The following is a 14,271-nucleotide window of genomic DNA, read 5'->3' on the forward strand; positions in this document are numbered from 1 at the left end:
CCCATGCCCAAGCATAACGAAACCCGCCATCTGCCTTACTCACCGGAACAGATGTTCGATCTGGTGGCGGACGTCGCGTCTTATCCGGAGTTCCTGCCCTGGGTCAGCGCCATGCGCGTCCGTTCGAACAGCGACACGGAGATGCTGGCGGACATGGTCGTGGGCTTCAAAGGGCTGCGGGAGACCTTCACCTCGCGCGTCGTGAAGGAGCGGCCGCACCATGTGCATGTCGATTATGTCGACGGGCCGTTGCGCCATCTTTCCAACGACTGGCGTTTCCGGCCGGACGGGGAGGGCGGGGTGCTGATCGACTTCGAAGTCGATTTCGCGTTCAAGAGCCGGATGTTCGAGATGTTGGCCGGCCAGGTGTTCGACCGGGCATTGCGCAAGATGATCGGCGCTTTCGAAGAGCGCGCGGCAGCGCTTTACGGCGCCGATGCCTCGGGCAGCAGCAGTTCGAGCGCACATAGCGCCGCCTGAAGCCGCACTTTGGCGCGGCCTTCATCCTCGAATTTCCGCAGGTCAGCGACCGCATCGGCATCCTGCATGCCCTTTTCGGCGCGGGCGAACACGACCGTGCCCACCGGCTTCAGCTCCGTTCCCCCATCGGGACCGGCCACGCCGGTGATCGAGACGGCGACATCGGCGCCCGTCCGGTTGAGGGCACCATGCGCCATCGCCCAGGCGGTGGCGATGGAGACCGCCCCGAAGGCATCGATCACATCTTCGCTCACACCGAGCAGCTTCACCTTCTGCGCGTTGGAGTAGGTGACGAAGCCTGCCTCGAAGACCGCCGACGAGCCCGGTATTTCGGTCAAAGCAGCCGCGACGAGTCCCCCTGTGCAGCTTTCCGCCACCGCCACAGTGCGGCCAATGGCGCGGTTTTCTGCGATAACGCGGCGCGCCAGGGCAACGAGTTCGGGCGGTAGAACGCCATCGGCTTTGTTCAGGGTCGACTCACTCATAATCATCCACGCATGATCGCATCGGGTGGAAAAGCCAACGCCAATATTGATGGCCTCGATGAGCGGGAACGGTGGCGGGCGGGATTTGGTTGCCTTGGCACCGCGTCACGATGCCGCTTCAACATCGTCATTCGGCAGACGCAGGGTGACCACCGCCTGCGCCGCGATGCCCTCGCCCCGGCCGGTCAGGCCCAGTCGCTCGGTCGTGGTGGCCTTCACGCTGATCCGGGCTTCCTGCAACATCATGATCTCCGCCAAGCGGGCGCGCATCGTCCCGCGATGCGGCCCGATCTTGGGCGCCTCGCAGATGATCGTCACGTCGACATGCTCGATCTGCCCGCCACGCGCCAAGACGCGATCGCAGGCGAAGGCCAGGAACCGATCCGAAGCCGCGCCCTTCCATTGCGGATCGCTGGGCGGGAAATGGCTACCGATATCCCCCTCGGCCAGCGCGCCAAGCATCGCATCGACCAGCGCGTGGATCGCCACGTCGGCATCGCTATGGCCGGAGAGGCCATGACTGTGGGGGATCTGTACGCCGCACAGCCAGAGATCTTCGCCTTCCACGAGGCGATGGACGTCGAAACCCATGCCCACGCGCGTGCTCATGCCGGCCGTCAATATTCGCTCCATCCGTTCGTGATCGCCCGGTCCCGTGATCTTCTCAAGCGCGCTGTCGCCTGGCACCAATGCCACGTCGATGCCCGCGCGCCGCAACATCTGCGCGTCGTCGGTCGGTTCTTCGGGGCCCGTCCACTGCTGATGGGCGGCCATGAGCGCAGCAAAATCGAAGCCCTGCGGAGTCTGCACGCGCGCGAGGGTCGACCGATCGACCACCTGGCCGGCCTCGTCGCCACCGGAGCGCACCAGTGTATCGACCACCGGCAGCACGGGAACCACGCATCGCGCGCCATCGACGAGTGCGCCGAGCACTCGGTCGATAACGGCAACCGGAAGCAGCGGTCGGGCGCTGTCATGAACGAGAACATGGGCTGCACCGGGCTCGCTGCGGGCCAACGCCTCGAGACCGGCGAGAACGGAGAGGCGCCGGCTGCTGCCACCTGCAACGATCGACAGACTTTCCGCGCGGTGGCCCAGCAGGCTACGCATCGCGTCCTCGCTGCCCGGCATCACGACGAGCGCCACAGGGCCAACCCCGGGATGGCCGCGCAAGGCATCCAGCGCATGGGCCACAACCGGCTTGCCGGCGAGCGTTCGCAACTGCTTGGGTGTCTCGTGGCCGGTGCGCGAGCCGGCACCGGCAGCGAGCACAATCGCGGCTGACAGGCCTGCGCGAGGGGCTTGATCGGGCATGGAGGGGCGCTTAGCGCACGGCTTGCTTGCCCGCCAGCGTCATTCGCGGTAAGGGCTGCCTGTTTTTTAGGCAATATTCCGGTCATGACGCTGCTCAAACCCATCCAGATCGGTCCCGTGCGGATCGAGACACCGGTCGTTCTTGCCCCCATGACGGGCGTGACCGACATGCCATTCCGCACGCTCGTGCGGCGCTATGGATCGGGCCTTAACGTCACCGAAATGATCGCCTCACCCGCGATGATCCGCGAGACGCGGCAATCGCTGCAGAAGGCCGCCTGGCACCCGGTCGAGGAACCGGTGTCGCTTCAGCTCGCCGGCTGCCAGCCCGCTGAAATGGCTGAGGCGGCAAAGCTCAATGCCGACCGCGGCGCGGCCATCATCGACATCAACATGGGCTGCCCGGTGAAGAAGGTGGTGAATGGCGATGCCGGCTCGGCGCTGATGCGTGATCTGCCGCTCGCTGCCCGGCTGATCGAGGCGACCGTGAAGGCGGTCGATGTGCCGGTGACCGTCAAGATGCGAATGGGCTGGTGCCATGACAGCCTGAACGCACCCGAGCTGGCACGCATCGCCGAGGATTTGGGCGCCAAGCTGATTACGGTTCACGGGCGGACCCGCAACCAGATGTACAAGGGCAGCGCGGACTGGGCGTTCGTGCGGCGCGTGAAGGATGCGGTGAAGTTGCCCGTCATCGTGAATGGCGACATCTGCTCGCTCGACGACGCGCGCACCGCGCTGGCGCAGAGCGGCGCCGATGGCGTGATGATCGGGCGCGGCGCCTATGGCAGGCCGTGGCTGCTCGGGCAGGTCATGCAGGGTCTGGTGAGCGGCCGGACCGTCGAGAACCCCGACATTGCCGAGCAATATGCCGTGATCGTCGAGCATTATCGCGCGATGCTGGATCACTATGGCGAGACGACCGGCGTCAACATGGCCCGCAAGCATCTGGGCTGGTACACCAAGGGCCTGCCCGGCTCGGCCGAGTTCCGCAACATGGTCAATCAGGTGCCGGATGCGGCGACCGTGCTCGATATGCTGGAGCGCTTCTACGCCCCGTTCGTGACGCACCCTGAACGGCTCGATCAGGAACCGGAACAGGCCAGGAATGCAGCCTGAGGCCGATTTCAGGGCTGGGGCGGATGCGAATGCACCGACCCGATCCCTGCCTGCCGCTGCCGAAATCGTCTCCGCGCATCCCGTCGCGACATTGATGATCGATCCGGACGGCCGGATCGTCCTGGCCAATGCCCGCGCAGAGAATCTGCTCAATATGGCGCGCTCGGCACTGGTCGGCAGCGCCATCGGGCGTGTGCTGCGCATTGCCGATCCACGCGTCGATGCGGCGATCTGGATGACGGACAAGCCGCTGTCTGCCTATGATATTCAGGTCCATGCCGGGCGGAATGAAGCGTTGGAGATGGATATTCTCATTCATCCGCTGCTGGAGGACGATCGCTGGCGGATCGTCGCCCTGCATGTCCATGGCCAGTCGCAGGCACTCGGCACGCGGCGCACATCCATGGGCGTGCGCTCGGCGACCGGCGCGGCAGCGATGCTCGCTCATGAGATCAAGAACCCGCTTTCGGGCATTCGCGGCGCGGCGCAATTGCTGGAGGGCGATGCCGGGGAGGCAACCCGTCCGCTCACCAAGCTGATCTGCGACGAGGTGGACCGGATCGCTGCACTGATCGACCGGATGCAGCACTTCACCAGCAACCAGCCGCTCGAATGCCGGCCGGAGAATATCTATCCGCTGCTCGACCGAGCCGTGGAACTGGCGTGCGCCGGGTTCGCCCGCAATTGCACGATCACCCGCACCTATGACCCGTCTCTCCCGTTCGCACAGGTGAATGGCGATGCGCTGGTGCAGATCATGCTCAATCTGGTCAAGAATGCGGTGGAAGCCGTGGATGGCATGGCGGATGGCGCGGTTCAGGTCGCGACGGCCTATCGCCATGGCCTGTCGGTAATGGGCGCTCGCGGGAAGGGGGCCGCACCGCTACAGATCGAGATCCAAGTGGTCGACAATGGCCCCGGCGTGCCGGACAATATCCGCGATGTGCTGTTCAATCCGTTCATATCCAACAAGCGCAGCGGACAGGGCCTTGGCCTCGCGCTTGTCGACAAGCTGGTGCGCGATATGAACGGCCTTGTGCAATATGAGCGCGACAAGGTGGCCGGGCGGTCGATCTTCCGGGTTCTCCTGCCCATGGGAGGGAGCCTATGACGCGCCTGACCGGCAAGGTTCTGGTGGTCGATGACGATCCGGCGATCTGCATGGTCGTCAGCGAGGCGCTCAAGCGGCAAGGCCACATCATCCGCACCGCCGGCTCGATAGCCGAGCGCCATGAGGCGCTGGCGAGCTTCACGCCCGATGTGCTGATCACTGACGTGATCCTGCCGGATGGCGACGGCCTGGACGATGTCGGCAATATTCTCGCTTCCGAGCCTGACCTCAAGGTCATCATCCTCTCCGCGCAGAACACGCTCAACACTGCCGTTCGCGCCACAGGTCAGGGTGCATTTGAATATCTGCCAAAGCCGTTCGATCTGAATGAGCTTAGCCGCGCAGTGGCGGAAGCGCTCAGCGTCCGGGCCAAGGGCAAGCTGGCGGAACCGGCGGCTGGTGAGGGCACGGACGACGGCCTGCCCCTCATCGGGCGCTCGCCGCAGATGCAGGAGGTCTATCGCACGATCGCGCGGGTGGTGGGCAATGATCTCAACATTCTGGTTCTGGGCGAATCCGGCACCGGCAAGGAACTGGTGGCCGAGGCGATCCACAGCCTGGGGCCGCGCCGCAATGAACCCTTTGTGGCGATCAACATGGCCGCCATTCCCCGCGAACTAATCGAGGCCGAACTGTTCGGGTACGAAAAGGGCGCTTTTACGGGTGCCTTCGCCCGAACGGCGGGCCGGTTCGAGCAGGCCGAGCGCGGCACGCTGTTTCTCGACGAGATCGGCGACATGCCGATGGATGCGCAGACGCGGCTGCTGCGGGTGCTCCAGTCCGGCGAAATCACGACGGTGGGCGGGACAAGGCCGGTGCGGGTCAACGTGCGCATCATCGCCGCCACCAATCAGGATCTGCCGACGCTGATTAGCGAAGGCCGGTTCCGCGAAGACCTGTTCTACCGGCTCAATGTCGTGCCGATTCGCCTGCCGGCGCTGCGCGAGCGAACGGGTGACGTCGCGATCCTCGCGCGGCATTTCCTCGATCAGGCGGTCTTTGAGGGCTTGCCGAGCAAGCTGCTCTCCGAGCAGGCCGCAGCGCTGCTCGAGCGCTATGACTGGCCGGGCAATGTGCGCGAACTCCAGAACCTGATGAAGCGCCTGACCGTGCTCACGCGCGATCAGGAAATTCAGGTCCAGCATGTCCGGCAGGTGCTGCGCGTGGAGGATAGCGTGGGCGACCCAGCCGACAGCAGCGCCGCCGATCTGGCGGACGCGGCGCGGCGCTGGGCGCGGGATCACCTCGCGGTCGGCGGCAATGGCAGCCCCTGCGAGCTTTACGACCGGCTGCTCGACGTCATCGAACCTGTGCTCCTGAGCGAAGTTCTCGCCGCAATGGATGGCAATCAAATCCGGGCAGCGGCCACACTGGGGCTCAATCGCAACACCTTGCGCAAGAAGCTCAACCACTATGATATCGACCCCACCATGCCGCTTCGCCATCGCTGATTGCGGTGCGATAGACCGGGGCCGGCCAGCGCCGTAACTTCCGCCATCGCGCGTTAAGCGTGTTTGCTCCGCCACGCTGATGTTGTATCGGTGCCACGATGGATCAAAGATCGACCGTGCTGGACAATGTGAGCGATCCGTCGCGGCCGTTGCGCATCTGGCAGCGGCTCAGTCGTCTGGCTGTTCCGCTCACAGCGGGGGTCTTTGTCGCCACGGCGGGGTTCACCTGGTGGTTGCTCACCCGTCCGCAGGATGATGATACATTGCTCAGCGCCGCCGTGGTGGCGCTGCTGCTGGTCCTCAATCTTCTCCCCGCTATTCTGCTGCTCGTTCTGCTTGGGCAAAGGATCGCCCGTCGGCGCGCCAATCGCAGTCTCGTGGGCGGCAACGGGCGTCTGCACGTCCGCCTCGTCGCCCTGTTCTCGGTGATCGCGAGCCTTCCGCTCCTGCTCGTCGTGATCTTTGCCTCGCTGCTCTTCCAATATGGCGTGCAGTTCTGGTTCTCGGCCGACGCGCGCGGCATGCTCCAGAACGCCTCTGATCTGGCGCGCGGTTATTATCAGTCCAACCTCAAGGAGTTGAGCGACGAGACGGTGACGATGGCGGGAGACCTGCGCAATTATCTCTCCCAATCAAGCATTTCCAGCCCGTCCTTCGCGGAGGGTTATATCTATCAGGTGGTCACGCGGAAACTGAACCGCTCAGCGATCATCGAGATCGGCAAGGATGGCGTCGCGCGGACGGCAGCGACGGTCGATCCGGAACGGCAGACGGCCACGGATATGCTGACGCCGGAGATCATCCGCGATCTGCGCAATGGCCAGCCCGTCGTGGTGCAGGCCAAGCCCAACCAGATCGAAGCCTTTGTGCTGCTCTATCCCGAGTCCAACACATTCCTCTACGCCACCCGCGATTCGGCCGTTTCCGCTTTCAGCGAGATGGAGCGCGCCCAGGCCGTGCTCGCCGACTATGACGAGTTTGCCGCCCGGTCCCGACAGTTGCAGCTGCGCTTCAACATCGCGTTGTTCATCGGCACTTTGATGTTGGTCGGCACGGCGGTTTGGATTGCGCTGGCCGTAGCGGATCGACTCGTTCGACCGGTGGGAGAACTGGTGGATGCCGCCCGGCGTGTGACGGCAGGCGATCTTTCGGCGCGGGTCACCGATTCCCATTCCCGCGACGAGTTGGGCACGCTGGCAAGCGCGTTCAACCGGATGACCCAGCGACTGGAGGCGCAGACCGGCGCGCTCGTTTCGGCCAATAATCAGCTCGCAGATCGGCGGGCGCTCATCGAGGCCGTGCTGTCGGGCGTCAGCGCGGGCGTGGTGTCTGTCGATCGCGATGGGACCATCCAGATCCTGAACAGCTCGGCAGCGGGTCTGCTCGTGCGCCCCGGCGAACAGGCGGTGGGCCAACGGCTTGCCGACGTCTCCGAGGAGTTGGCAGCGCTGATGGAGGCCGGCACCGGTGCCGACATCATCCAGATCCGCGCCCGGGGTGAAGTGCGAACGCTGGCCGTCCGCGTCGTGGTCGAGGATGGCAATCAGGTGCTGACCTTCGATGATATTACCGAGCAATTGCTCGATCAGCGCCGCGCCGCCTGGTCGGATGTCGCCCGCCGCATCGCCCATGAAATCAAGAATCCGCTGACCCCGATCCAGCTCGCCGCAGAGCGGCTGCAGCGGCGCTATGGCAAGGAGATCGAGTCCGATCCCAGCACCTTCCGCCGCCTGACCGAGACGATCGTGCGACAGGTCGGCGATCTGCGCCGTATTGTCGATGAGTTCACCTCATTCGCGCGCATGCCCAAGCCGGTCTTCCGGGAGGAAGCGGTGATCGACATCGCCCGCCATGCGATGTTCCTGCATGAGGTCGCGCACCCCGAGATTACCTTCACCTTCGCCAGCGAGGAAGCCGACCCGGCCTTGGTCTGCGATCGCCGGCAGATCGGCCAGGCGCTGACCAATATCGTCAAGAACGCGGTCGAGGCCATCGAGCAGCGGCATCTTGCGGACGCGCCTAAGGGGGAGGGCGATCAACAGCCCGCCAATGCCCAGCATGGCCATGTGACGATGCTCGTGCTGCGTGAGGAAGGGCAGCTCGCCATTTCCGTGACCGACGACGGCATCGGCCTACCGGAGCAGCGCGAGCGGATCATCGAACCCTATATGACGACGCGCGCCAAGGGCACTGGCCTTGGGCTCGCGATCGTGAAGAAGATCGTCGAGGAGCATTTCGGCTCCATCACCTTCGGCGATGCCGAAAGCGGAGGCACGGTCGTGACTCTCCGCTTCGACGTGGAACGGCTGTCGCGCCTCGCAGAGGGCGACGAGAGGGCCGAGACAATATGAAAGAGACGTTGAATGGCGCTTGATGTTCTGATCGTCGATGACGAAGCCGATATCCGGGAACTGGTCGCGGGTGTCCTCGAGGATGAGGGGTTCGAGACGCGCCTAGCCGCCAATAGTGACGAGACGTTGGAAGCGCTTGCCGCGCGGCGCCCATCGCTGGTGTTGCTGGACGTGTGGCTGCAGGGGTCAAAGCTGGATGGCCTCGAACTGCTCGACATCATCAAGGAGCGAGACCCCAGCATTCCGGTGCTGATGATCTCGGGCCATGGCAATATCGATACGGCCGTCGCGGCGATCCGGCGCGGGGCGGTCGATTTCATCGAGAAGCCGTTTGAATCCGACCAGCTTCTTCACATCGTCAACCGGGCGACGGAAACCGAGCGCCTGCGCCGGGAAAATCAGGTGCTGCGCGCGCGCTTCGGACAGGAAGAGGAACTGACGGGCACCAGCAATGCCATCAACACGGTGCGTGCGACGATCAAGAAGGTCGCCGGCACCGGCAGCCGGGTGCTGATTACCGGACCGGCCGGCGTCGGCAAGGAAGTGGCGGCGCGGATGCTCCACAACTGGTCGACGCGGGCGAGCGGTCCGTTCGTGATCGTCACGGCGGCGCGGATCGAGCCGGAGCGCGCCGAAGAAGCGCTGTTCGGCGTGGAGGGTTCAGACGGGGTGATCCGGCCCGGCCTGCTGGAGCAGGCCCATGGCGGCACATTGTTCCTCGACGAAATCGCGGACATGCCCCTCACCACGCAGGGCAAGATCCTGCGGGTGCTGACCGACCAAAGCTTTACCCGTATCGGCGGGCAGCGGCAGGTGAAGGTCGACATTCGGGTCATCTCATCCACGGCGCGTGATCTCAAGGAAGAGATCGCCGAGCGGCGGTTCCGTGAAGATCTTTATTACCGGCTCAATGTCGTGCCGCTCACCTTGCCGCCGCTGGCAGAACGGCGGGATGACATTCCCGGTCTGGTCGAGCATTATCTGGCGCGCTTTGCCGCCGAGCGCGGCATGGCCTCCCCGAACATGGCGCCCAATGCGATGGCCGCCCTGCAATCGGCTGATTGGCCGGGCAATGTCCGCCAGCTCCGCAATGTCGTGGAGCGCACCGTCATTCTGGCGCCGATGAATTCGGGCGGCGTGATTGAGCTGGAGATGCTGCCGGCGGAGGCCACTGGCGGCGGCGACGACACCGGTATGTCCACCGCGATCATGGGGGCGCCGCTGCGGGAAGCGCGCGAGAATTTCGAGCGGGAGTATCTCCGCATTCAGATCAAGCGCTTTTCCGGCAACATTTCGCGGACCGCTGCGTTCATTGGCATGGAGCGCTCGGCCCTGCACCGCAAGCTGAAGTCGCTCGGGCTGGGAGATGAACGCGATAGTTGAGCATTGAAAACCTTTGTGCAGCGCAACAAGCCGGGGCTGGATTTCTCCCCGGGAATCACATAGCGTGCACCAGTCACCCCACTCATGGGGCATATCGACGCTTTGACAGAGCGCGACGCGGACAGCGAGCCGCCAATAATGGAGTAGAAAATGGCCGAAAAACTCAATAACTTACAGGACATATTTCTCAACAGCCTTCGCAAGAGCAAGACCCCGGTGACCATGTTTCTGGTCAAGGGCGTCAAGCTTCAGGGCATCGTCACCTGGTTTGATAATTTCTCGGTCCTGCTTCGGCGCGACGGTCAAACCCAACTGGTCTACAAGCACGCCATTTCCACGGTCATGCCAGCGCATCCGATGGATCTCGCCAAGATTGAATCCGCTTTCTCATCAAATGAGCGCAAGCCGAAGCTTCTGCAGGAAATTTTCCTGTCGGCGGTCCATAAGTCCGGTGACCCGGTGACCATGTTCCTGGTCAACGGCGTGATGCTTCAGGGTGAGATCGCGGCTTATGACCTGTTCTGCATGTTGCTCCAGCGCGATGGCCTCGTGCAGCTCGTCTACAAGCATGCCATCTCGACCGTTCAGCCCACCCGTCCGCTCGATCTCTCGGGCGAAAATGATGAAGATGAGGACTGAACAGATGGGGATGACCCATTAGTTTTCATCTCGATCAGGAAGAAGTGACGCGTGGAACGCGGGCCATCGTGGTCCACGCCGATCTCGGGCGACGCCAGCGGCGGGATGTGTCGGCCCGGCTGGAAGAAGCCAAAGGCCTCGCGCTCGCCATCGGACTGGACGTGTGCGGGACCGCGGCGTTCCGCGTGCGACAGTCCCGCCCTGCCACGCTGTTCGGCTCCGGGCAGGTGGAAGAAATCGCCGCACTGGCCGCGCGCGAGCAGGCCGAGCTCATCGTCGTCGATAATAATCTGACGCCGGTCCAGCAGAGCAATCTAGAGAAGAATTGCGCCGCCAAGGTCATCGACCGCACCGGCCTTATCCTCGAGATTTTCGGCGAGCGCGCCGCCACGGCCGAGGGACGGTTGCAGGTCGAGCTGGCGCATCTCGATTATCAGGCCGGCCGGCTGGTGCGCAGCTGGACGCACCTTGAACGGCAGCGGGGCGGCTTTGGCTTTCTTGGCGGCCCCGGCGAAACGCAGATCGAGGCCGACCGGCGGATGATCCGCGATCGCATGGCCCGCATCCGGCGCGAGCTTGAGCAGGTCACGCGAACCCGTGGGCTCCATCGTGCCCGGCGCCAGCGCGCGCCTTGGCCGGTGATCGCGCTCGCCGGCTATACCAATGCGGGCAAATCGACCTTGTTCAATCGCCTGACCGGATCGGCCGTGGTTGCACAGGACATGCTGTTCGCTACGCTCGACCCCACAATGCGGCAAATCAGCTTGCCCGGCATCGACAAGGCTATTCTCTCGGATACGGTGGGCTTCGTGTCGGACCTGCCGCACCAGCTCGTCGCAGCGTTCCGCGCAACGCTGGAAGAGGTGCTCTCCGCCGATCTCATCCTCCATGTGCGTGATATCGCGCATCCCGATAGCGACGCGCAGAAAGCCGATGTGCTGGACGTGCTGGCCGATCTGGGGGCCGTCGCCGGTGAGGATGACGAGGCGCCTGCGGACAGCGCCGTGCCGGTGCTGGAAGTCTGGAACAAGGTCGATCTTATCGACGATCCCGACCATCAGGCCGCGATCCGCAACCGGGCCGAGCATGAGCCCGATGTCGCCCTTGTTTCTGCGCTGACGGGCGAGGGGATCGAGGCGCTACGTCGGCGCCTTTCCGATATCCTCGGCAAGAGCCACCGGCGCTACGAGTTCGATCTGAGCGGGCGCGAAGGCGCGGCGCTTGCCTGGCTTCATGCCCATGGCGAAGTGCTGTCCGAAACGGCAGAGGCCGACGGGGGCGAAGTCACCATCCACGTCTCTGTGCGGATGGAGCCGGCCGATTATGATCGCTTCGTGCGCCTGCACGGCGACCAGGCCGGGCTGATCGCCTGAGGCTCGCCCTCAACGCTCGGCGCGCTTGACCTTCTGCCAGAGCTCTTCCTTCTCATCCAGAGACAAGCCGGGAAATGCCTCACCCGCATCGGCTTCCATGGCGCGGAACCGCCGCTCGAACTTCCCGCTCGCCCGGCGGAGCGCCGTCTCGGGATCGACATGATGATGCCGCGCGAGATTGACGGCGGCGAACAACAGGTCGCCGATCTCGTCCTCTAACTCTGCCTGATCGGTGGCCTGTTCGACCTCCTCCAGCTCTTCCAGCACCTTGGCGCGCACATCTGCGATGTCATCCCAATCGAACCCGACGCGCGCGGCACGGTTCTGGATTTTCTCCGCCCGCGAGAGCGCGGGCAGGGAGAGGGCAACCCCTGACAAGGCCGAGCGGTCCTCCGAGGGCTTGCCGGCGCGCTCTGCAGCCTTGATCTCGTCCCAACCGGGCGAGACCGACCCCGGCGCCGCAAAAACATGCGGATGGCGCCGCAACATCTTCTCGCAAACCGCGGAGATGACATCGGAAAGATCGAAGGCCTTTTGCTCCGAAGCCATCTGGCTGTGAAACACGACCTGAAACAGCAGATCGCCCAGCTCGTCCTTGAGCGCCGCCATATCGCCGGACTCGATGGCGTCGGCGACCTCATAGGCCTCCTCGATCGTGTAAGGCGCGATGGTGGCGAAGGTCTGGGCGACATCCCACGGACAGCCATCATCCGGATTGCGAAGCCGCGCCATGATGTCCTGAAGCGGTGCGATGTCTGCGGGTGTCTTGCTCAATGAAGGTTCCGTCACGATAGGATAGCTCGCCAGACGGTAGACAGGTCGATGTCCAAACTCCAGCGTCGACCGGAAAGAGCCCCCATCGGGCAGGGAGCCACCTTAAAAGTGGACCCGATTTTTCTTTTTTTATGAATGCGCTGAGGAATTCCGGGTAACGACGCTCATAGAAAACAGAACAAATGGACCTCTCACGGAGATGGCATAGGTGCAGGATAAATCCGTGCCCGTTTTGGATGACGAACGCGTGTCGCTGCACCGGCGCGCTTTGCATCGCTATTTCAGCAAACGGGTGCCCATCGGCGAGGTTGAGGATCTCGTGCAGGAAGTGCTGGCCAATCTGCACAGTCGCCAGAAAAGCGCGGAAATCGAGAATGTGCAGGGCTATCTCTTCACCATCGCCTCCCATGTGCTGGCGCGGCGGCACCACAAAAATGCCCAGTTGCGCTATGCCGACGAAGAGGTGCCGGATCAGATCGATCCCTTCTCGCCAGAACGCATCCTGATCGGGCAGCAAAGCCTCACCGCCGCTCTGGAGGTGATCCGCACACTGCCTCCGCGCACCCAGCAGGTGTTCGTCCTTCATCGCTTCGAGGAGATGACCTACGCCCGGATCGCAGCGCATCTGGGCATCTCGGCAAGCGCGGTCGAAAAGCACATCATGCAGGCTTTGAAAGCATTGCACGACAATGCCAGGGGGACGGAATGAAGTTTCTGCCTCGCCTCGTTCGGGTCGCCGACCGGCCGACCCCCGTGGATGCCCCCGGATGGGTGGCCCGTGTGCGCTCAGGGACATTGCCTCCGCAAGAGGTTCGCCAGTTCGAGCGCTGGCTGGCCGAACGCGACGAGAACCGACGCGACTATGACGCGCTGGTCGCCCAGTTTCTGGAACTCGACCGCCTCCGCTCCCATCCGGAAATTATGGCCTTGCGCGAAGAGGCGCGCCAGGCGCCTCGGGGCAAACGCCGGCTCGCCATCGCGGCGGCTCTCGGCTTGCTGCTCACCGGCGCCGTGGCGGCCGTCGTTGCGCTCGATCTGCTGCCCACCAGCAGCGAACAGCGAGCGTCCGTCGTCACAGCCTATTACGAAACGCCGGAGGGCAAGACGTCGGCGATCGTCCTGCCCGATGGCAGCAAGGTCTTCCTCGATGCGAGCAGCGCGCTCAAGGCGAGCATGGGCGAGACGACCCGGCGCATCGAGTTGCTGAGCGGCCGCGCCAACTTTGCGGTGGCGAAAGATCGCGAGCGGCCCTTCGTCGTGATGGCCGGTGGTCAGCGGATCAAGGCGCTCGGCACCCAGTTCGACGTCAATCTCGTCGAGCGCAGTGTCGAGCTGACGCTCATGGAGGGCCATGTCGTCGTGCAGGGCCTCAAGACAAAGTCGGACACGGCGTCGACCGTCTTTATGCGCCCGGGCTACCGCCTCGTCGCGGGGGACGGCAATTGGACACTCGCCCCGGTCGATCTGCGCAACGTCTCGCGCTGGCGGGAGGGTGTCCTGATTTTCGACGAGGCCCGGCTCGGCGACATCGTGGCCGAGATGAATCGCTATCTCCCGGCCAAGATCCTCATTGGCACGCCCGCCATTGCCGAGCGGCGGATGAGTGCCGTGCTCCGCGCCGGCGACGTCTCCACATTTCTTTCGGCCATCGATGCCATGGGCGTGGCCCGATGGACGCGGGTTTCCGACGGGGAATATCGGTTGCTGGACATCGCCCGTGAAAGAAATCTGAACGCACGACTGAGGTAAATCGCGCGAGCCGCCTCATCAGGTAGAGAAGTCTAAAAACAG

At 63.9% G+C, this 14,271-nt stretch carries 13 protein-coding genes; 10 read left to right on the top strand and 3 right to left on the bottom strand.

Annotated features, from left to right (window positions below; genetic code table 11):
- Nucleotides 1-3: 3 nt before the first annotated feature.
- Nucleotides 4-480 carry a type II toxin-antitoxin system RatA family toxin gene (locus M2331_RS07400; protein WP_181559680.1) on the top strand — a complete coding sequence of 159 codons (477 nt, stop codon included), beginning with the start codon at nt 4-6 and terminating at the stop codon, nt 478-480.
- Here the strand turns inward: M2331_RS07400 and M2331_RS07405 are convergent.
- Entirely contained in the window at nt 426-965 is a 540-nt protein-coding gene (locus tag M2331_RS07405) for a CinA family protein (RefSeq protein ID WP_181559681.1), read from the bottom strand. The genes M2331_RS07400 and M2331_RS07405 overlap by 55 nt on opposite strands.
- A gap of 105 nt (nt 966-1,070) precedes the next feature.
- Nucleotides 1,071-2,279: a bifunctional 2-C-methyl-D-erythritol 4-phosphate cytidylyltransferase/2-C-methyl-D-erythritol 2,4-cyclodiphosphate synthase gene (locus M2331_RS07410; RefSeq protein ID WP_181559682.1), complete on the bottom strand. Its 1,209-nt coding sequence runs from the start codon at nt 2,277-2,279 to the stop codon at nt 1,071-1,073.
- Nucleotides 2,280-2,363: 84 nt separating this feature from the next.
- Here M2331_RS07410 and dusB point away from each other — a divergent pair, with 84 nt between their 5' ends.
- The 7 genes from dusB (at nt 2,364) to hflX (ending at nt 11,706) form a co-directional block, all read left to right on the top strand.
- Nucleotides 2,364-3,398: a tRNA dihydrouridine synthase DusB gene (gene dusB / locus M2331_RS07415; RefSeq protein ID WP_181559683.1), complete on the top strand. Its 1,035-nt coding sequence runs from the start codon at nt 2,364-2,366 to the stop codon at nt 3,396-3,398.
- Nucleotides 3,388-4,509 carry a two-component system sensor histidine kinase NtrB gene (locus tag M2331_RS07420; RefSeq protein ID WP_181559684.1) on the top strand — a complete coding sequence of 374 codons (1,122 nt, stop codon included), beginning with the start codon at nt 3,388-3,390 and terminating at the stop codon, nt 4,507-4,509. The genes dusB and M2331_RS07420 overlap by 11 nt, the downstream gene beginning before the upstream one ends.
- The gene (gene ntrC / locus M2331_RS07425) at nt 4,506-5,960 is read left to right on the top strand and encodes a nitrogen regulation protein NR(I) (RefSeq protein WP_181559685.1); all 1,455 of its coding nucleotides are present in this window, start codon (nt 4,506-4,508) and stop codon (nt 5,958-5,960) included. Before M2331_RS07420 ends, ntrC begins: the two co-directional genes overlap by 4 nt.
- A 98-nt stretch (nt 5,961-6,058) precedes the next feature.
- The gene (locus tag M2331_RS07430; RefSeq protein WP_181559686.1) at nt 6,059-8,311 is read left to right on the top strand and encodes an ATP-binding protein; all 2,253 of its coding nucleotides are present in this window, start codon (nt 6,059-6,061) and stop codon (nt 8,309-8,311) included.
- A gap of 12 nt (nt 8,312-8,323) precedes the next feature.
- Complete coding sequence (locus M2331_RS07435) at nt 8,324-9,694, top strand: sigma-54-dependent transcriptional regulator (RefSeq protein ID WP_181559687.1); 1,371 nt, start codon at nt 8,324-8,326, stop codon at nt 9,692-9,694.
- Nucleotides 9,695-9,844: 150 nt separating this feature from the next.
- Nucleotides 9,845-10,333, top strand: a complete 489-nt coding sequence (gene hfq, locus M2331_RS07440; RefSeq protein ID WP_181559688.1) for an RNA chaperone Hfq — start codon at nt 9,845-9,847, stop codon at nt 10,331-10,333.
- Nucleotides 10,334-10,377: 44 nt separating this feature from the next.
- The gene (gene hflX, locus M2331_RS07445; protein ID WP_264572852.1) at nt 10,378-11,706 is read left to right on the top strand and encodes a GTPase HflX; all 1,329 of its coding nucleotides are present in this window, start codon (nt 10,378-10,380) and stop codon (nt 11,704-11,706) included.
- Nucleotides 11,707-11,715: 9 nt separating this feature from the next.
- Here the strand turns inward: hflX and mazG are convergent, their stop codons facing one another.
- A complete protein-coding gene (gene mazG, locus M2331_RS07450) occupies nt 11,716-12,480 on the bottom strand; it encodes a nucleoside triphosphate pyrophosphohydrolase (RefSeq protein ID WP_181559689.1) in 765 nt (254 codons plus the stop codon).
- Nucleotides 12,481-12,703: 223 nt separating this feature from the next.
- Here mazG and M2331_RS07455 point away from each other — a divergent pair, with 223 nt between their 5' ends.
- Nucleotides 12,704-13,189, top strand: a complete 486-nt coding sequence (locus tag M2331_RS07455) for an RNA polymerase sigma factor (protein WP_264572854.1) — start codon at nt 12,704-12,706, stop codon at nt 13,187-13,189.
- A complete protein-coding gene (locus tag M2331_RS07460) occupies nt 13,186-14,229 on the top strand; it encodes a FecR family protein (protein ID WP_181559690.1) in 1,044 nt (347 codons plus the stop codon). The genes M2331_RS07455 and M2331_RS07460 overlap by 4 nt, the downstream gene beginning before the upstream one ends.
- Nucleotides 14,230-14,271: the final 42 nt, after the last annotated feature.

Origin of the sequence: Sphingobium sp. B10D7B, assembly GCF_025961955.1 — a bacterium.
GTDB lineage: Bacteria > Pseudomonadota > Alphaproteobacteria > Sphingomonadales > Sphingomonadaceae > Sphingobium.